Annotated in this window: 16 protein-coding genes and 3 pseudogenes; 3 read left to right on the top strand and 16 right to left on the bottom strand. The window is 43.2% G+C overall.

What is annotated here, in order from left to right:
* Window positions 1-8: 8 nt before the first annotated feature.
* From DXC23_RS04655 to DXC23_RS04585, 15 genes and pseudogenes are all read right to left on the bottom strand, one after another.
* Window positions 9-2,294, bottom strand: a complete 2,286-nt coding sequence (locus tag DXC23_RS04655) for a phage tail spike protein (protein ID WP_117704980.1) — start codon at window positions 2,292-2,294, stop codon at window positions 9-11.
* A complete protein-coding gene (locus DXC23_RS04650; RefSeq protein ID WP_117704979.1) occupies window positions 2,291-3,346 on the bottom strand; it encodes a distal tail protein Dit in 1,056 nt (351 codons plus the stop codon). The genes DXC23_RS04655 and DXC23_RS04650 overlap by 4 nt, the downstream gene beginning before the upstream one ends.
* Window positions 3,343-5,949 carry a phage tail protein gene (locus DXC23_RS04645; protein WP_117704978.1) on the bottom strand — a complete coding sequence of 869 codons (2,607 nt, stop codon included), beginning with the start codon at window positions 5,947-5,949 and terminating at the stop codon, window positions 3,343-3,345. The genes DXC23_RS04650 and DXC23_RS04645 overlap by 4 nt, the downstream gene beginning before the upstream one ends.
* A 171-nt stretch (window positions 5,950-6,120) precedes the next feature.
* Complete coding sequence (locus DXC23_RS04640; protein ID WP_022234060.1) at window positions 6,121-7,044, bottom strand: hypothetical protein; 924 nt, start codon at window positions 7,042-7,044, stop codon at window positions 6,121-6,123.
* A gap of 271 nt (window positions 7,045-7,315) precedes the next feature.
* Complete coding sequence (locus DXC23_RS04635; protein WP_117704977.1) at window positions 7,316-7,696, bottom strand: hypothetical protein; 381 nt, start codon at window positions 7,694-7,696, stop codon at window positions 7,316-7,318.
* 15 nt (window positions 7,697-7,711) lie between these two features.
* On the bottom strand, window positions 7,712-8,296 hold the full coding sequence (locus tag DXC23_RS04630) for a major tail protein (RefSeq protein ID WP_117704976.1): 585 nt from the start codon (window positions 8,294-8,296) through the stop codon (window positions 7,712-7,714).
* Window positions 8,277-8,642, bottom strand: a complete 366-nt coding sequence (locus DXC23_RS04625; RefSeq protein ID WP_117704975.1) for a hypothetical protein — start codon at window positions 8,640-8,642, stop codon at window positions 8,277-8,279. Before DXC23_RS04625 ends, DXC23_RS04630 begins: the two co-directional genes overlap by 20 nt.
* The gene (locus tag DXC23_RS04620) at window positions 8,639-9,070 is read right to left on the bottom strand and encodes an HK97-gp10 family putative phage morphogenesis protein (protein WP_117704974.1); all 432 of its coding nucleotides are present in this window, start codon (window positions 9,068-9,070) and stop codon (window positions 8,639-8,641) included. Before DXC23_RS04620 ends, DXC23_RS04625 begins: the two co-directional genes overlap by 4 nt.
* Window positions 9,063-9,395, bottom strand: a complete 333-nt coding sequence (locus DXC23_RS04615; RefSeq protein WP_117704973.1) for a head-tail adaptor protein — start codon at window positions 9,393-9,395, stop codon at window positions 9,063-9,065. The genes DXC23_RS04620 and DXC23_RS04615 overlap by 8 nt, the downstream gene beginning before the upstream one ends.
* 2 nt (window positions 9,396-9,397) lie before the next feature.
* Entirely contained in the window at window positions 9,398-9,712 is a 315-nt protein-coding gene (locus tag DXC23_RS04610; protein WP_022234054.1) for a head-tail connector protein, read from the bottom strand.
* Between the two features lie 11 nt (window positions 9,713-9,723).
* A pseudogene (locus tag DXC23_RS04605) lies at window positions 9,724-10,939 on the bottom strand (phage major capsid protein).
* A gap of 14 nt (window positions 10,940-10,953) precedes the next feature.
* Window positions 10,954-11,685 (bottom strand): head maturation protease, ClpP-related, encoded by a 732-nt coding sequence (locus DXC23_RS04600; RefSeq protein ID WP_117704972.1) that lies wholly within the window; start codon window positions 11,683-11,685, stop codon window positions 10,954-10,956.
* The gene (locus tag DXC23_RS04595) at window positions 11,645-12,934 is read right to left on the bottom strand and encodes a phage portal protein (RefSeq protein WP_117704971.1); all 1,290 of its coding nucleotides are present in this window, start codon (window positions 12,932-12,934) and stop codon (window positions 11,645-11,647) included. Before DXC23_RS04595 ends, DXC23_RS04600 begins: the two co-directional genes overlap by 41 nt.
* A 113-nt stretch (window positions 12,935-13,047) precedes the next feature.
* On the bottom strand, window positions 13,048-14,649 hold the full coding sequence (locus DXC23_RS04590; protein WP_242997401.1) for a terminase TerL endonuclease subunit: 1,602 nt from the start codon (window positions 14,647-14,649) through the stop codon (window positions 13,048-13,050).
* A 153-nt stretch (window positions 14,650-14,802) separates the two neighbouring features.
* Entirely contained in the window at window positions 14,803-15,054 is a 252-nt protein-coding gene (locus DXC23_RS04585; RefSeq protein ID WP_117704969.1) for a hypothetical protein, read from the bottom strand.
* A 289-nt stretch (window positions 15,055-15,343) separates the two neighbouring features.
* Between DXC23_RS04585 and DXC23_RS04580 the strand changes: the two are divergent.
* The 3 genes and pseudogenes from DXC23_RS04580 to DXC23_RS04570 all read left to right on the top strand — a co-directional run.
* Window positions 15,344-15,565, top strand: a pseudogene (locus DXC23_RS04580) (phosphotransferase); the annotation flags it as partial.
* A gap of 362 nt (window positions 15,566-15,927) precedes the next feature.
* Complete coding sequence (tet(W), locus tag DXC23_RS04575; RefSeq protein WP_117704968.1) at window positions 15,928-17,847, top strand: tetracycline resistance ribosomal protection protein Tet(W); 1,920 nt, start codon at window positions 15,928-15,930, stop codon at window positions 17,845-17,847.
* 81 nt (window positions 17,848-17,928) lie between these two features.
* Complete coding sequence (locus DXC23_RS04570) at window positions 17,929-18,384, top strand: XRE family transcriptional regulator (protein ID WP_001071126.1); 456 nt, start codon at window positions 17,929-17,931, stop codon at window positions 18,382-18,384.
* Between the two features lie 167 nt (window positions 18,385-18,551).
* Here the strand turns inward: DXC23_RS04570 and DXC23_RS04565 are convergent.
* A pseudogene (locus DXC23_RS04565) lies at window positions 18,552-18,686 on the bottom strand (DUF4314 domain-containing protein); the annotation flags it as partial.
* Between the last annotated feature and the right edge of the window lie 14 nt (window positions 18,687-18,700).

Genomic DNA, 18,700 nt, shown 5'->3' with positions numbered 1-18,700 from the left:
ATTGCCTCCTAATCAAGAATTACAATGTTGAGTCCCTGTGAACTGTTTGACATCGGAATCAGCTTTGTTCTGCCGATTGTAAGCTCACCGTCAACTGTAGTTTTCTTCGTCTGAGTTTCGTCCTTGTTTAGGGTGAATATCTTTTCACCGTTGTAGTAGCCGGAAAATTCAGTGTTTGTAATTACTGTTTTCTGCGAGGACTTGCTGTTTGAAACCTCAATGCCTTTGCGGTCAATCTTTACCTCGTTTGTGTATATCTCGTTCGGTGCAGGCGACCAGTGTTGGATAATACTTCCGTCAGTAAGCATAAGGTCGCTTACCTTAAGGGAAGAACCACGGCTGTAAATGAATACCGTGTTTTCACCGTCCGAAACATCGGGGAGTACAACGGAAAAATCTGTCCAATCAAAGCTGTCCTTTGTATTAAAAAGATATTCTCTTTTAACTCCGTTGTACTGAACATACATATATGCACTAAGCTGTGAATAGCTTTTCTTTGCTCTGAGTGACAGCACAAAGGATCTGTCGGCAACCGAGTTATACACACTTTGCGACAAGGTGCTTTCCTCACCGAGTACAAAAGCAGAACCCGAAGAGGTATGACTGATTACATCTGTATCGGAAAGTACAGTGACCAATCCCGAATACTCCCAATCATCCGAAAGTCCGTTGAGAGCCGATGAGTTTAAAAGATAGTTCTTTCCGCCCGTGGACTGCTCGTTGATTTTAAAGGAAATGTCCTCTGCGGTCTGTTCAAGTGTTGATGTCCTTTCTGTAATTTCAGCAATACTGTCGCTGAGTTTGTCGGTATCCTCTGTTTTTGTATATGCACTTAGGTGTACCTCTCCGCTTTCTAAATCCCACCATGAAGAATTATCAGCCGAACTGATTACTCCCGCCTTGATGATATTTGCCATAAGCGTTCCGCTTGTGATAAAGTCAGCCACGATTTTTCCGTCAGCCGTAATCGCAGTTTCATACGGGCCGTTGTATCCACTCTTTGAAAAACCTAAGCCACCGACATTCCACCGCCACACATTCCTTGCATCGTACAGATTTTCGTTGTCAAGAATCAAAAGTTCATACGGCTTGCCTGTAACAGAATCCGTGTGCATAACAACAAAGCCACCTTGCTGACCTGAAATCAGCGAAGTGGCATTTTTAATAGCAGTATTCATAAGTAACGGAAAGCTGTCGGTTTCCTTTTTGATTTTATCGGTTGTACTTTTGATTTCTGCAACCGTATTCACAAAGTTTGATTTTGCCGTTCCGAGTGTGATTGATGAATATTTCTCGGCCAGTGCGTCATATACGGTTTCAATAACCTTCGTCTTTACCTCAATATTCATATCTGGGTGCCTGACGGTCACTGTGTCGCAGAGGTTCACCTTTTCGAGGAACTGCGAATATTCGGGCTGTTGCCATAGCGGTTCAAACGACACCTTCACCGTGGGAGTTTCGTCACCGAACGGATTCTGTTTGATGTATGACTTAGCCTTTGCTCGAAGTGTGTCCTCGGTAACGGTTTCTCCGTCCTTAAAAAATGACGAAAAGTCCTTGATTAAGGTTTTCTCTCTCGCATATTTTTCGACAACAGGAAGTACGGCTTCCGAAAGAGTAACCACATTTTCGGTATCACCGTTCTTTACAACCGCATAGGGCAAAAGGTGTGTATATACCGATGAAAAATCATTGTCCTGCTCAAGTGAGGTGAGGTTCTTGCCGTATTCAATCACAACACCGTTGTCTTTGCCACGCTTTGAGTGAAGAATGACATCGAACATATCCCATTCGTATTCACCGCCCCACACATCAAGGACTGAACCTTCCGTACCGCCCAGAACAGCACGAACGCTCATCGGCCTGTCGACTGAAAATGCCATAGGTGCAGAAAGGTCTGTCCTGCATTTAAAGCCGTGCTTTGATGAAGTATTCGCAAAAATTCTTTCAAGTGCAAGCTGTGGCGAAACCGATTTGCTCTCAAAGCATAGCACACCAATGCCCGACAAATCATATGACATATGCTGTGCATACACTGTGATGATGCCGTTCATCGGTGTTGTAATTCTGTATATGCGAAACGGCTGTGACCTTGATGTGTCATTCGGCTTAACGAGTATAACCCTGTCGTTTTTAATCTCATCAAACAATGCACCGTGCAGAGGATATTTCATCACACATTCAAACGCACCGTTTCTCTCCTCTGTAACTTCGCAAAAGGTGCAGTCCGACAGCACACCGATTCCGTAGGTGTCAAACTCAGTTTCATCTGCTCTGTATAAAATCGGCATCATAACGAACACCACCTTGGAAATACTGAACCGTCTGTTATGCCACCGCCGAGAATAAACCTGTTTTCGCCCTTTACAAGCAAAGGAAATCCCGTGCCTGTAACCGTATCATTTTTCAGCGTGTTGTCCTTGTAAAAGCACATCTTTTCGCTGTCAATCTCAATGAACTCGTCAATATCGTTGAATGTCCATTCGTGTCTGCCGTTTTCGTTATCAATGGTAAGCGTACCCGCACCGTTGCCGTTAAGATGAATAAGCGGTCTGCTCTCAAAGCTGTACGGATTCACAAGTACGGTTTCACCCTTTGACGGCAAGGTCACTCTGTAAATATCCTCGCTGACCTTCTCAAGAGAATGCCATGCGGTTTCGTCACCGAGAAATGTGTAGAGGGCAAACCTTGCATTCTCCTTCTTCCAGTTTTCGTTCACCTTAAGATATATTCTGCTCTTGTCGGCATCTGAATAGTAGTCCCAGTAGCCGTCTGTCCACGAATTTGTATTCAGTACAAACATATTCTTACCACTCGGCACAACAAGGTCTGCCGTCTGATTCCAACGGTTGCTCCAGTCATTTTCCGGCTTTGAACCGTCCATTCTGCAAAAAATCATATACGGAAAATTCAGCACCACATCAATACTGTGCGGTAACTCACCATCAATGTCATATTTAAACGGCTTGCAGTTAAAGCTTACGGTAAACACACCGATTTTGTTAAGCTCATCTTCAATATCAAGCGAGGAGTTAAAGAGAGCATATCTGAAAAATCTTTTGTCATAGCTGTCCTTTAGTATGTGATACCTGTCGGGCTGTGTGTACAGCCATGCCTTGATTTTTGTAATGCTGTCAGCAAGCTGTTGACTGTTCTTTGCAGACAGATATACAGAATAGCTCACCTGTGTGTTTTCATATCTGCGATTCGGTACAATCAAATCACCATTGCGACCGGGGATTGATACAAAGGAAGAGTCATACTTTGGCGAGGAGTACACATTCTTTCTCTGTATATGAAGTCCCATATCAGATGACCTGATGCCTTTGTATTCAAAATAGTTCAAGCAAACACCAGTCCTTTCCTTTTGGCAAACTGACCTGCAGTTTCCATAATTTCATTTGTAAGCTGAGAAATATCGTCATTTGAGTAGTTGTTAAAATTTGCAATATTCAGCACAAGCGAAAGACCGCTCTTACCAAAAGCAGCAGAATTTGAATTATCAACCAATCCTTTAACATTTCTGTCAATGCTGAAATCAGTCGGCAAAGCAGTTTTCATATCATCAGCAAGTGAGTTCATAACACTTGAAACATCACTGCTCATACCCTCGGCGGCACGAACAGCCATATCACCGTTCTTGTCAATAGAGCCGGCAAGACCCTTGACGAGCATTTCGCCAACCCATGCCATTTCCTTTGACGGTGAGTGAATGCCAAAAAAGTCGCAGATGCCGTCCCAGATACCCGAAATCCAACCGCTGACTGAATCCCAGAGCCACGATGCAAGACCGCAGATACCGTCCCACAAGCCTTTTACAATGTTACCGCCAATTTCAACAATCTTGTACATAAGTGAACCAAAGGCCTTTACAATGCCTTCAATAATCTTAGGTACTGCCTTTACAATTTCCTTAATGATAGTCGGCAGATTCTTAACAAGCGAAATCAACAAATCAATACCTGCCTGAATTATTGCCGGAATATTGTCAATAAGAGCATTAACAATGCCTGAAATGATGTCGGGTATTGCATTCACGATTGTGACGATAATGGTGGGCAGAGCCTTGACAAGTGAAATGAGCAAGTCAATGCCTGCCTGAATAATCTGCGGAATTGAATTTATTACCGCATTTATAATCCCGTTGATAATCTGCGGAATTGCCTTGACTATTGCTGTGATAATATCGGGCAAAGCACCGACAAGAGAGGTCAGCAGCTTAATGCCCGTCTGTATGATTTGCGGTATTGAATTTAAAAGAAATGTAACTATGCCCATAATAATCTGAGGCAGTTTAGATATGAGGTCGGGAAGTGCATCAAGAATACCCTGTGCAAGTGCTGACACAAGTTCAAGTCCTGCGTCAAGAATTGACGGCAAGCTGTCCAGAAGTCCCTGTACAATCGTCATAACCGCATTGACCGCAGTAGGAATTAGAGTCGGCAGTGCATCTGCAAGGCCCTGTACGAGAGTTGCTACGAGCAAGGTTGCCGACTCAATCAACAAGGGCAGATTTTCAACAATTGCATTCGTAATTGTTAATAAAGCCGATACCGCAACGGGAATCAGCTGTGGCAAAAGCTGAAGCAATCCCTCAAGCACCTGTGCAAACAATTCTGCAAGAGTTTCCAGAACCGTAGGGAGCATTTCACCTGCCGATTCAAGCAGTGTAGTAATTACTGTCGGCAAGGCGGAGATGAGATTTTCCACAATAGGTGAGATATTTTCAAGCACGGTCTGAAATGCCGTTACAACATTTTCACACAACACATCAAGTTCAGCGTTTGCGTCACCAAATCCTACCACAAGATTCGTAACTGAGGATTTCAACGCATTAACCGAACCCGAAATTGTACCCTCCGCCTCTTTTGCGGTAGTGCCGGCAATATCCATACTCTCCTGCATAACGTGGATTGCATCGACCACATCGGCATATGACGAAATATCGTACTTAATGCCCGATATTTTCTCTGCGTCAGAGAGAAGTCTTTGCATTTCCTCTTTAGTACCGCCGTAGCCGAGTTTAAGGTTATCGAGCATTGTGTAATTTTGCTTGGCAAAGCCCTGATACGCATTCTGAATGAGTGACATATCTGTACCCATCTTGTTTGCGTTATCTGCCATATCCGTGATTGCCATATCGGCATACTTTACCGACTTGTCCGTATCACCGCCAAGCGACTGAATGAGGCTTGCGGAAAAGCCTGTAACAGTTTCCATATAGTCATTTGCAGAAAGGCCTGCCGTTTTATAGGCATTAGATGCGTAGCTTTGCAGCTTCTGTGATGAACCCTTGAAAAGCGTATCAACACCGCCGACAAGCTGTTCATAGTCGGCATAGGCATTAACTACCTCCTTGCCTAGCTTTACGGCTGTTGCGGCCGCCACAGTAACAACCGCACCCATCGCAACGCCCACACCCTTGAGTACCGAACCAAGCTTTGAAAATCTCTCCTTTGACTTATCCGCCTTGTCGCCTGCGTCCTTGATTTCATCGCCCATATCATCGGCACTTTCGGCAGTATCATCAAGCCGACCGTCAACCTTTTCAAGAGATTTTTCTGTCCCCTCAATATCCGTCTTTGCCTGTTCAAGTGCAGAATTATTGCTTCCAAGCTCACGCTCCATACTGTTGAGTGATGCCTGTGCGTTGTTGAGCTGAATCTGCCAGCTTTGTGTTCTTCTGTCGGTTTCACCAAAGGACTCCGATGCATTTGCAAGTGCCTGCCTGAGGGCTTCAATCTTCTGCTTTTGTGCGTCAATCTCCTTATTAAGAACCGTATTTCTTGCAGACAAAGCCTGAACGGAATTGTCATTCTTATCAAACTGCGAGGACACAAGTTTCATCTCAGAGCCGAGCACCTTAAAGCTCTGATTGATTTCTGCAAGCGACTTTTTAAATTCCTTTTCGCCCTCAATGCCAAGCTTAAGTCCAAAACTATCTGACATTTAAGTTCACCTCCTCATTTTAGGGCATAAAAAAAGAGCCTATTGGCTCAAAAGTGTATTAAAAAAGGAGCAACCTTTTGGTTACTCCTTGAAATTATTGTATAGATAAATTGAAATTTGACATATCATATCTATGAATATTACTCATTCTGAAAAATCTGTAATTTACTATCAGTAGCAAAACTCATACCTATCTGCGATTTCTCTTAATTTTAGAATAATGCCTATCATTCTTTCGATATATTCATCCCATTTATCTATATTTTCAACCTGTGCTGGTATTTTAACTCTAATCTGGGAATATTTACTATATTGATTCAAACTAATCTCATCATATTTTCCTAAACAAAGTTCCTCAACAATAGAATCAAAATCTGCATCAATTGCATCATAGAAAATAGTTCCAAACTTCTTAAAATTCACTTCAATATTTATGTTATTTTTTCTAAATGGAACATTCATTTCATAGGATTTTCCCCATCGTAAATTAATACAATCTGTACGTCCTTGTCGTGAAAGGGAAAATCCATATTTCAAAACTACACTTTCAAACCTGTTCCAAAATTCAATATTTAATTCTGCATTTATTGGTGGCTTAACATTTGAATCTCTTTTTATACAATCATCCTTTGTCGCCACTTTTAAAATCACATTTGGGTCATTAAGTAAATCTGAATTTTCATCTGGAGACATTAACAGTATCCAAAATTCAAGCTTTCTATCTGAAGATTGAGCTAATTCTTTTATGTATTCTACCGCACGAAAGTGTTCCTCGTCTATATCTTCTGTAATCCATACAATTGTTGAAACTGAATTCCAAGCTGAATAGGTAAGTATTTCACCTAAATGAATATGATTACTTAAAAAATATTGATTCTCAACAACAATTTTTTCATCATTTTCGTCAATTGCAAGAATATCAACTGGGTATTTTCCTTTGCCATATTCACTAGATTCTTTCACTTCAGTACACGCACTTACAATGTTTCTTCCAATAATATTTCCTACGCAATCTATATTATCAGCAAGCCATTTTGTAAAATTTCTCTCCTCCTGCCAACAAGGAACTTCATTCATTCTTATTCTCTTTGCCATAATTAAGACTCCTAACAATTTCAGTTTTTTAATGGGCTAATTATATCATACTGCTTAATAAATCTCAATCCTTTTCAGAATAATCAAACCCCATAAGGAATAACATCATCAATGCAAGCAACTCGTTTTGGCTTTGCAATGCCGTTATACTGCTTATGGCACTCCCACAAATCAAGCAAAAGTCCAAATGGCATGAGCCACACTTCTTCCTGCGAAAGATTTAGGTGAGCAAGTCCGTAATAAAGAAGTCGGGTGAACAGCTCAGCGTCTGTTACCCGACTTTCGTGTTTTTTGAGGTTTGCTCACTTTCAATGTTTCGCTTTGTGCCTTTCTGCATTGAGTCCATAATTGCATTCTTGTATTCTGCAAGGTCAAACGGTGAGGTCAAAAGTTCAACCTCGTTCTCACAAAGCAAAGGCTTTTTGCTGTTTGGATTTTTTAGATTGTAAATCATAACGCCCTGATTTGCAAGCAAGGTGATAAGCCAGATGATTTCATCAAGTGCCATTTCAAAATTTTCACTTTTCATCAGCCTGTCACCGAGGTTTTCAAGTCCGCCGTATCTTTTGGCAATTTCCTTTGTTGCTCTTGTGGTGAGAATAAGCTCATATTCGTTTTCACCGATTTTAATAATATTTCCTCTGTCAGTCATAACGCACCTCCGTATTTATTCAGCATAGGTCGGCTCGTACACCTGAGTGTACCAACCGCTGATTGTGTCACTTGCAACACCTGTATCGTCCTCTGAAATTTCAGCCTTCCACGGGTGCTTGCCGAGCTTGTCAGCCTTGTTTCTGCGGATAACCGTACCCTCAATCGACGGAGTGGAAAACTCGATGCTTTCGCCCTTTGTGGTAAGATTAGTTGCAGGAATGCCAAACTTCACTCTGTAAAGCCAGAAGTAACGATACTTGCCGTTCGCTTTCTTTGCACGAAAACCGATTGCAACGGGCGGTGCTCCGTCCTCAGATGCGGAAACCAACACCTTGTTTTTGTCGATTGTCGCACCGGTCAAATCCTCTGCAACGGCTGTTCCGATGTTGTCAATACCGAGTGTAAGCGTACCGCTCTGAAATTCCTTTACAACCTCTGACGCACCGTCATCGGCATAAAGTGTTGCCTCGGCAAGCTCTACCGAAAGTTCCGCACTCATCGCCTTTGCAAGCGGAATAGGGGTGTCATAGGTTTCGTTTCCGTCAGAGTCCTCTGTGATTTTTGCGTAATACAGCTTATCAAGTCCGATTGTTGCCATAATCTATCTCCTCCAGTTCATAAGTTTTTAATGCGTCAATAGCATAGTGATGATAGCCCGTGTCGCTCTCGTAACCGATATACAGCCTGTCGGTTATTGAAATATCACTTTGAAAAAGAGCGGTCACAAGCTTGTATTTAAGTGCAGAATAATTACCCTTTGAAAATATAGAAATTCTCACTTCCTGTCTGTCAAAGGTCGGCATATTGTCGCAGTGCATATCAAAGCCGTCCGAAAGCGGAGTGAGAACAATGTATTCGTCAGGTGCTTTGCCTGAAAAAACACCTGTTTCAACCTTGATGTTCAATCCCTCTGCAATACTCTTGATTTCAGCAAGCAAACTCATATGCTCTTTACCTCCTCATCAAGCGTGTTAATCATAACCGTCATACACTCCTTGCGTGACGCTGATTTTGCGGGTTTCATAAACGGCTTTGGTGGCTGACCGCTTTTGCCGTATTCAATTACACTCGCAATTTTTGCATTGCTCTCGCCATTTGTTCTCGGCTCTGAAAAGCCTATTTTGATATTCAGATTGCCGTTCTTGTCCGACAAAACAGGTGACACACCAAGTGAGCGTTCAAGCTCACCCGTTGAGCGTGACTGCGTTTTTGTGTCCTTGCTGATGACATTTCTGAGATTTGTCCTCACCTTTTTAAGAACAACCTCAGCACCGGCATTGAGTACCCTTTCACACACTTCATCTGTTTTGTCACCTAGTCTTGAAATCTTGAGTAAAAACTCCTCCGGCATTTTCATTGTGCATCTAGCCACTTGCTTCAACCTCCTTTGCGAGAATTTCAAGATACATTCCTCTGCCTTTTACATTTTCAACAGAGGTGATTTCAAACCGCTTTCCGTCACAAAGGATGAGCATATCGGTTGTAACCTCTATGTGTGGAATACACCTCAGACGAAACAGATCAGTCGCAACGGAAAATGTCGCCATATTTGCCCACCGTTCACTGCCGTGTCTGCCCTCACGATATGCTCTCACTCTTGCAACCGTTTTCAGTCTTTCCTTCTTAAAGCCCTCATCATCGGTTTCAATCACCCTTTTCATAATTTCAACAGGTGTGTTCATCTTTCCAAAACTCATAGCTAAACCTTCCAGTTTCTGTCAAGCCTTAAAAGTAAATTGACCGTGTTCCACACCTGAGCCGATGCGTTTGTGCTGTCAGCAAAGAATCCGCCCGTTGAGCCATCTCTGCTTTCGTAGAAATGGCTCGCAAGCATTATAACTGCCTGCTCGGTAGTTGCAGGCATTGCGTGTGTGGAGTAGTAACCCTCATCAATGTGTTGATAGCTTTCGGCATAGGAAACCGATGCAGTGATGTACTGCTCAAGAAGTGCATCGTCCTCAGAATGTTCAAGTATGAGATTTTGCTTTACTTTTTCTAAAAGCCTGTCAGTCATAAAAGCGCTCCTTAACCGCCTGAAGAAACTGTACCTTTCATTTTGAGAATCTTAACTGCCTCCGGAACAATAAGTCTTGCATCAACTCTTTTTGTCGCAAGGAAACCTACCTGTCCGTTTGCTGCATATAACTCATTGAGTCGTTTAAAGGTAACACCCTGTCTGTCACCAATCCAGTAGTAGGAAAGGTCACCGAATGCAATCGGCTTTGTACCCGATGCAGCACTTGCGATTGACGAAGATGTGTAAACAGGCTTGCCGAGGAGTGTGTCGGTTTCACCATCCTTAATAGATGGTTGCCATAAATACTGACCGTTGCTGTCCTTGAGCTTTCTGATAATATTTACAGTGCTGTCATTCAAGAGCCATACACCGTTCTTACGGTACGGTGCTTTAAGGCTGTAATAAAGGTCGATAATCTCATCAGCCGTAACATTAACAGTTGAGCCGGCTGTTACACCGACTTCGCCACCCTCAGTATCATTGAAAATACCATAAGGCTTTGAGCTGCCGTCACCGATAACAAAGGCCTCTTCTTCAGCTTCACCGATTCTTCTTGCGAACTCCTGATTGAAATAGCTTTCAAGGTCAAAGGCTGAATCGTTCAAAAGCTCTTCTGACACTTTGATTAAAGCACAAAGCTTATGAGCACCGATTGTTTTCTGACCGAATGATTGTATCGCTGTCGGTGATTGCAGCGTTCTCCTCAGTCCACATCGCCTTACCTCTTGTGGCAACAACAGGGATTTTGTGTGCGTTTGACGCTGTTGTAAATGTATGTGCAAGTTGACGAATTACAAGCTCTTCATCAAGTGCCTGAACAAGTGTGTTTTCAAAGGTTTCCGGTACAAGAAAACCGCCCTCGCTGTCAACACCCTCACTGAGAATGTTTCTGACCTCCTGCGTTGAGCGGTTTCTCATCTGATTCCAGAATGCTTTGTTGTACTTTTCAGAAGCTGTGCCTGTTTTACTCTCACGATTGACGTTATCGGGTTTTGAAACAAGCGGTGTGCTTGTCGGGAGATTTAACTCTCTTTCAAGGTCATCTGCTCTTTGCTGACGCTCAATCTCGTGACCGAGGTCAACAATATCCTTTTCCATCTTTTCATAAGCTACGGTATCTTCCGCCGAAAGAATACCAGTTTCGTTTCTGTGAGAATCAAGAAATGCTTTTGCCTGTTCCCAGATTTTTGCTCGTTTCTCACGAAGTTCGTTAATTTTAGCCATAGTAAAATTCCTCCTTAAGGTTTTAATAAATTAAGTCTTTTTTCAAGGTCTGTGATGTCTGTTCCTGTGTTAGCACCAGCATTTGCTAAATAGTGTGATTTAAGTTTATTTTGAAGAGCCACACTCACTGCTCTGCGTGAAAACAGGATAGAATCCGATGCTTTGTTTTTCTCCTTTTCATCTTCATTAATTTTCTTGTCGGGTTCTATAATGCTGTCTGCAAATCCGAGTTCAACGGCTTTCTTTGCATTCATCCATGTTTCTTCCTCCATAAGACGGGCAAGCTTTGCTCTGCTCATTCCTGTTTTGATTTCATAAGCATTTATAATGCTCTCCTTGACCTCCTCAAGCATTTCAATAGCCTTCTGCATTTCGTTGTGGTCACCCATTGCAACCGTAGCCGGATTATGAATCATAAGCATTGAAACAGGGGACATCATCACATTGTTTCCAGCCATAGCAATTACAGATGCAGCACTTGCGGCAATACCGTCAATCTTAACGGTTACATTGCCTTTGTAATCCATCAGCATATTGTAAATCTGAGCCGCAGCCACACAATCACCGCCCGGAGAGTTAATCCAAACTGTAATATTACCCGAGCAACTGTTTAACTCGCTTTTAAAAAGCTGAGGAGTGATATCATCATCAAACCAGCTTTCTTCCGCTATTGTTCCGTTAAGAGTCAAAATTCTCTCTGTCGGATTACTTTCCGTCAGGTTCGTCCATTTCCAGAATTTCTTCATTTTCTTCCTCCTTGTTATTGATATTTGCAAATGCTCCTGCGTTGTTAAGAGGGAGCATATTTCCGTTTACAAGATATAAATCGCCACCTTTTTCCGTTGGAATACGGTCGAGATTTTCAAGCTCTCGTATATCGTTTGCCGACATCCATCCGTTCTGCCTTGCCGTTGCATAGCCACTCATTCTGCTTGCGTAGTCACCACGCAGAAGTCCGTCAACATTAAACTTCACAAAGTACGAACTTTTTTCATTTCTTGAAAGTAAGGAGCGGAAAATTGACTGCTCCCAACGCACTATCCACGGCTCAAGTGTGTACTTCACAAATTCAAGTGACTGCTGTTCAATATTAGAAAAGCTCGATTTTTCAAGGTCGCCCACCATATGCGGAGGCACTCTGAAAATTCGAGCTATCTCATCTATCTGAAATTTTCTGGTTTCGAGGAACTGCGCCTCGTTCGGCGAAATTGAAATCGGTGTGTACTTCAGTCCCTCCTCAAGCACGGCAACTCTATGACTGTTGCCGCTTCCCGCAAAGGCGGCATTCCACGAATCACGAACCTTGGATGGGTCTTTAAGCGTACCCGGATGTTCAAGCACACCGCTGGGTGACGCACCGTTTGCATAGAACTTACTACCGTATTCCTCGGCGGCAATGGCAAGACCGATTGCGTTCTTTGCCATTGCAATAGGCGAGTATCCGACAAGTCCGTCAAATCCAAGTCCGGCAATATGCAAAACCTCATACGGTGAAAGCCTTACCGTTGCACCTTTCATTGTTCTTGCGTCGTCGGAGCTTGTGTTGTACTGATAGTAAAGATTACCGCTTTTATCTCTGTTAACTGTCATTCTGTTCGACATAAGAGGATAGAGGGCAACAACATCGCCCTTGCCATTTCTTATGATTTGTGCATAGGCATTGCCCCACAAAAGCAGATGAGTCATCAAGGTTTCTCTAAAAGCAAATGAAGTCATTTCGGGATTAGGCTCATCGTGCAAAAGAAAATACAACGGATGTTCAAGCGCCTTTTCTTTGCTCCCGTCAGAATTGTATCTGTAAAGGTGGAGAGGAAGTCCTGCAACCGCCTCGGATAAAATTCTGACGCAGGCATATACTGCCGTCATTTGCATTGCACTTCTCTCGGTCACGCATTTGCCGGCACTGCTCTGACCGTAGAAAAATCGGTAACTGCTGCCCGATGTACTGTTTTTCGGCTTATCTCGTGAACGAAACAAACCGCTTAAAATACCCATAAAACCACCACTCTTTCGTAAAATGGGCAAAAGAAAAACACCTCTTTTGAGATGCTTTGAAAAATATATTTACTTTTTATGCTCATATATATCTGCATAAAAATTGACTGATGTCATATAAACAACAATCCTCTGTCATCATAAACCGATGCACAGTTATTGTTTCCACAGCGAATTGCTCTGTCAAGTGCCATAATTGTAGCAATCGCACCGTCAATTTTCTCCGTGGATTTTTCTTTGTCTGCCTTTATGTTGCCGGCAGGGTCTGTTCTGACAAAGATATTGTCCATATTCCATCGAAGTACAGGGTGACCACCGTGTGCAATTCTCTGTTCAAGTGTCAGCTTCATAAGTTCCTTTGTCGGAGGTGACATATCCTTAAATCCCTGTCCGAATGGAACAACAGTAAAGCCCATACCCTCAAGATTCTGCACCATCTGAACCGCACCCCAACGGTCAAAAGCAATCTCACGAATATTGAATCTTTCACCAAGACTCTCGATAAATTTCTCAATGTAGCCGTAGTGAATAACATTGCCCTCGGTAGTCTGCAAGTATCCTTGCCGTTCCCACACATCATACGGCACACGGTCACGCTTAACACGCAAATCAAGTGTGTCCTCGGGTATCCAGAAATACGGAATAATAACATATTTATCCTCTTCATCAAGCGGAGGAAATACAAGCACAAATGCAGTAATATCCGTTGTACTTGAAAGGTCAAGACCACCGTAGCACACTCGTCCACGAAGGTCATCTTCATTGACTGCAAAGGCACACTTATCCCATTTATCCATAGGCATCCAACGGACTGCCTGTTTTACCCACTGATTTAGTCTTAGCTGTCGGAATGAGTTTTCTTCACCCGGATTTTGCTTTGCTGATTCGCAAGCGGTTTTAACTTTATCCATTCCGATAGTTTCACCCAGAGATGGATTGCATTTTTTCCAGACCTTCGGACTTGTCCAGTCCTCTGTATCATCAGCGCCGTAAATTACCGGATAGAATGTAGGGTCAATTTTTCGCCCGTCAATAATATCCTGTGCCTTTTGATGAACCTCGTAGCAGATTGAATGTGTATCTGTGCCGGCAGTTGTGATCAGAAAAAAGAGTGGCTGCATTCTCGCATCACCGCTACCCTTTGTAAGGACATCATAAAGTTTTCTGTTCGGCTGACTGTGCAACTCATCAAACACAACACCGTGAACATTAAAGCCGTGCTTGCTGTATGCCTCGGCGGATAGCACCTGATAAAAGCTGTTTGTAGGTTCGTAAATCAGCCTTTTCTGTGATGCAAGTATCTTTACTCTTTTGTTCAGAGCCGGACACATTCGCACCATATCGGCGGCAACATCAAATACGATTGACGCCTGTTGCCTGTCGGCAGCCGCACCGTAAACCTCGGCTCTCTGTTCACCGTCACCGCAGGTGAGCAGAAGTGCAATAGCCGCCGCTAATTCGGATTTACCGTTCTTTTTGGGAATTTCAATGTATGCAGTGTTGAACTGCCTGTATCCGTTAGGCTTTAGAATACCGAACAGGTCACGGATAATCTGCTCCTGCCAGTCGATAAGCTCAAATTTCTTGCCGGCCCATGTACCTTTGGTGTGACATAGGCTTTCAATAAAAGTAACAGCGAAGTCGGCGTATTCTTTATCGTAATAGCTACCTTTCGCTTTGAATTTTGTAGGCTTATAATTCTTAAGTTTTCTCAAAATTTCACCTCCGATAGGGCATAAGAAAAGCACCCACCAAATTTTGGTAGATGCTTGTATTTGCATGATTTTATTTTTTATCTTTACTATTGATAATCATTCCGTCTTTTATGGAGAATTTTTTCTTAAATTTAACACGATTTTGGCAATATCTTAATATGATTTCTCTAACATAGTTGCGAGTACAGTAGCTTTTTTCAAATAAGACTTTATCATTACAAGTTTTTGATTGCACAAAAAGGTTTTTTTCCCCCAAGCATCTTTTATATCAGATACTAATTCTTCACTTAGCTCTAAGTGTGGGAGAACTGTAGCATTTAAGTTTTCATTTTTAATTTCTACAAGTTGTTCGAAGTTATTGATTTGGCTTAACTCCATTTTTATTGCATTCGTGTAGGTGTTCATGTTCATACTTCCTTTAAGTAAATGCTCATGTACGGTAAAGAAGCAAGCAACCGAAAACAATAGATAGACCGCCAGCACTACACTATTCCGAACCAAAGACCAAAAGATAAGCATTTTGAGAAAATCTAAACTTTTGGATTTTCCTACAATGCCGACTACGGCGGAATCCTTCCCACTCCTTATATCTTTATTTCCGTATACATTGAATTTGTATTTAGTAAATGCTATAATGTCCCTATTCAAATTATAAATGTGTTGAATTAGTTACATGTACATATTTTTTGTGCCGCATAAATACCCTGTTGAGGTTGTCGTTCTTTGTCCAGATGTGGAAACAATAAAAGGAAGGGAACGATACAGGGAGAAAACAGGCTATTCCGGCTTTACGGTTGAAACCTTATACGATACATTTATGCAGACAACACCACGGATCGGCTTTTGGCTGGACAATTCCAACCAAACACCACAGCAGACAGCAGAAACCATTCTGAACGCCAGAAAGTCGGTATGATTGTTACATATAAGGGGAAGAAAAATTTCTTTTAGGTACTTGCTTTCCTAAAACTAATGTGATATAATAGCATCATTCCAAAAAAGGAGTAAAAAATATGCGGCAAGGTATTCTTAAATAAAACTATAATCAAATAGTGGGAACAAAGGATTATGATAGTCCCTTTTGTGGGGGCTTGGTTTTTTGTACCCAATTTAAGAATACTTTTGCCTTATCAATTTTGACATATCCGAAAAACAGCAATCACAAACAGGTGTATGCTGTATATGTGTATGTCCGCAAATTATAATCCCCAGTGGTAAAAGTATTTTACTGCTGGGGATTTTTATGCCCTTTTGGGGCTGTAAAAGGAGGACAATCACATGAAAATAATCAATATTGGAATTCTTGCCCATGTAGACGCTGGAAAGACGACCTTGACGGAGAGCCTGCTATATGCCAGCGGAGCCATTTCAGAACCGGGGAGCGTCGAAAAAGGGACAACGAGGACGGACACCATGTTTTTGGAGCGGCAGCGTGGGATTACCATTCAAGCGGCAGTCACTTCCTTCCAGTGGCACAGATGTAAAGTTAACATTGTGGATACGCCCGGCCACATGGATTTTTTGGCGGAGGTGTACCGCTCTTTGGCTGTTTTAGATGGGGCCATCTTGGTGATCTCCGCTAAAGATGGCGTGCAGGCCCAGACCCGTATTCTGTTCCATGCCCTGCGGAAAATGAACATTCCCACCGTTATCTTTATCAACAAGATCGACCAGGCTGGCGTTGATTTGCAGAGCGTGGTTCAGTCTGTTCGGGATAAGCTCTCCGCCGATATTATCATCAAGCAGACGGTGTCGCTGTCCCCGGAAATAGTCCTGGAGGAAAATACCGACATAGAAGCATGGGATGCGGTCATCGAAAATAACGATGAATTATTGGAAAAGTATATCGCAGGAGAACCAATCAGCCGGGAAAAACTTGCGCGGGAGGAACAGCAGCGGGTTCAAGACGCCTCCCTGTTCCCGGTCTATCATGGCAGCGCCAAAAATGGCCTTGGCATTCAACCGTTGATGGATGCGGTGACAGGGCTGTTCCAACCGATTGGGGAACAGGGGGGCGCCGCCCTATGCGGCAGCGTTTTCAAGGTTGAGTACACCGATTGCGGCCAGCGGCGTGTCTATCTACGGTTATACAGCGGAACGCTGCGCCTGCGGGATACGGTGGCCCTGGCCGGGAGAGAAAAGCTGAAAATCACAGAGATGCGTATTCCATCCAAAGGGGAAATTGTTCGGACAGACACCGCTTATCAGGGTGAAATTGTTATCCTTCCCAGCGACAGCGTGAGGTTAAACGATGTATTAGGGGACCAAACCCGGCTCCCTCGTAAAAGGTGGCGCGAGGACCCCCTCCCCATGCTGCGGACGACGATTGCGCCGAAAACGGCAGCGCAAAGAGAACGGCTGCTGGACGCTCTTACGCAACTTGCGGATACTGACCCGCTTTTGCGTTGCGAAGTGGATTCCATCACCCATGAGATCATTCTTTCTTTTTTGGGCCGGGTGCAGTTGGAGGTTGTTTCCGCTTTGCTGTCGGAAAAATACAAGCTTGAAACAGTGGTAAAGGAACCCTCCGTCATTTATATGGAGCGGCCGCTCAAAGCAGCCAGCCACACCATCCATATCGAGGTGCCGCCCAACCCGTTTTGGGCATCCATAGGACTGTCTGTTACACCACTCTCGCTTGGCTCCGGTGTACAATACGAGAGCCGGGTTTCGCTGGGATACTTGAACCAGAGTTTTCAAAACGCTGTCAGGGATGGTATCCGTTACGGGCTGGAGCAGGGCTTGTTCGGCTGGAACGTAACGGACTGTAAGATTTGCTTTGAATACGGGCTTTATTACAGTCCGGTCAGCACGCCGGCGGACTTCCGCTCATTGGCCCCGATTGTATTGGAACAGGCATTGAAGAAATCAGGGACGCAACTGCTGGAACCTTATCTCTCCTTCACCCTCTATGCGCCCCGGGAATATCTTTCCAGGGCTTATCATGATGCACCGAAATACTGTGCCACCATCGAAACGGTCCAGGTAAAAAAGGATGAAGTTGTCTTTACTGGCGAGATTCCCGCCCGCTGTATACAGGCATACCGTACTGATCTGGCCTTTTACACCAACGGGCAGAGCGTATGCCTTACAGAACTGAAAGGGTATCAGGCCGCTGTCGGCAAGCCAGTCATCCAGCCCCGCCGTCCAAACAGCCGCCTGGACAAGGTGCGCTATATGTTTCAGAAGATAATGTAACGTCTTGCGCAATGCAAGCGTTCATTGCTGGCTATTGCGAAATATCATTGATAAAATCAGTATCAGAGAGGAGAAACTATTTTGAACCAGGAACAGACGAATATTACAACAGGAAAGCAAATACGTCATCTGCGAACACAATTGGGAATGACACAGGAAGAACTAGCCGGGGAATTGAATGTTACCCGGCAGGCACTATCGAATTGGGAGAGAGATGTTAATGAACCCGATTTAAATATGTTGAAAAAAATTTGCTTTCTTTTTGGAGTCAACATGGACGATTTTGCGAAGGAGGTAATAACAAAGATGGAAACATATGAAAAAAAGGAGAAACGACAATTTAATAAGTACGATATGGCAATTGGACTTTTTTATGGTGTTGGTATATTTCTTGGCATTGGTATTTTCTTTGTTGGCGGTTTTATGACAATGTCAGGTGCAGGGTGGGGAGCATCACTATTTGGCGGTGGCTGTTTTTCTCTTGTATTTGGCTTGATATGCCATGCAGTTATTACATTGAGAAGAAATGACAAATGATGACATATCCTGCTTTCTATACTTTTCGGTAATACCGAGTAAAAAAAGCCGCTGCTTTTGGCTTTCCAATAGCGGCGGCTTAATGCAAGCGGCGGCAAAGGGAAATATCCTTTGAATACCTTAAGACCGCTTCCGTTATCCCAGTTAACAAGCAGACTTCCTGTATCATCAATACTTTTTACAGTACCTTTTGTACCTAGGGGTGGTGCTTGAAAGTCATCCATGCTTACAAGCTCAACTCTTGTGCCGACAGGATATTCTTTTCTTAATTTTTCAACCGTTTCTTTGTTTGGAAATTTCATAAATATTATCTCCT

It is taken from the genome of Eubacterium sp. OM08-24, from assembly GCF_003438075.1.
Taxonomy (GTDB): domain Bacteria; phylum Bacillota; class Clostridia; order Oscillospirales; family Acutalibacteraceae; genus Ruminococcoides.
The sequence above is the reverse complement of the archived record's forward strand: the minus strand, read 5'-3'. Positions and strand labels throughout refer to the sequence as shown.

What these genes read in the sequence shown, in the direction of transcription:
- DXC23_RS04655 (WP_117704980.1), bottom strand. Translation starts at nt 2,294, where the DNA reads ATGATGCCGATTTTATACAGAGCAGATGAAACTGAGTTTGACACCTAC.
- DXC23_RS04645 (WP_117704978.1), bottom strand. Translation starts at nt 5,949, where the DNA reads ATGTCAGATAGTTTTGGACTTAAGCTTGGCATTGAGGGCGAAAAGGAA.
- DXC23_RS04640 (WP_022234060.1), bottom strand. Translation starts at nt 7,044, where the DNA reads ATGGCAAAGAGAATAAGAATGAATGAAGTTCCTTGTTGGCAGGAGGAG.
- DXC23_RS04635 (WP_117704977.1), bottom strand. Translation starts at nt 7,696, where the DNA reads ATGACTGACAGAGGAAATATTATTAAAATCGGTGAAAACGAATATGAG.
- DXC23_RS04630 (WP_117704976.1), bottom strand. Translation starts at nt 8,296, where the DNA reads ATGGCAACAATCGGACTTGATAAGCTGTATTACGCAAAAATCACAGAG.
- DXC23_RS04625 (WP_117704975.1), bottom strand. Translation starts at nt 8,642, where the DNA reads ATGAGTTTGCTTGCTGAAATCAAGAGTATTGCAGAGGGATTGAACATC.
- DXC23_RS04615 (WP_117704973.1), bottom strand. Translation starts at nt 9,395, where the DNA reads ATGAGTTTTGGAAAGATGAACACACCTGTTGAAATTATGAAAAGGGTG.
- DXC23_RS04610 (WP_022234054.1), bottom strand. Translation starts at nt 9,712, where the DNA reads ATGACTGACAGGCTTTTAGAAAAAGTAAAGCAAAATCTCATACTTGAA.
- DXC23_RS04600 (WP_117704972.1), bottom strand. Translation starts at nt 11,685, where the DNA reads ATGAAGAAATTCTGGAAATGGACGAACCTGACGGAAAGTAATCCGACA.
- DXC23_RS04595 (WP_117704971.1), bottom strand. Translation starts at nt 12,934, where the DNA reads ATGGGTATTTTAAGCGGTTTGTTTCGTTCACGAGATAAGCCGAAAAAC.
- DXC23_RS04585 (WP_117704969.1), bottom strand. Translation starts at nt 15,054, where the DNA reads ATGAACACCTACACGAATGCAATAAAAATGGAGTTAAGCCAAATCAAT.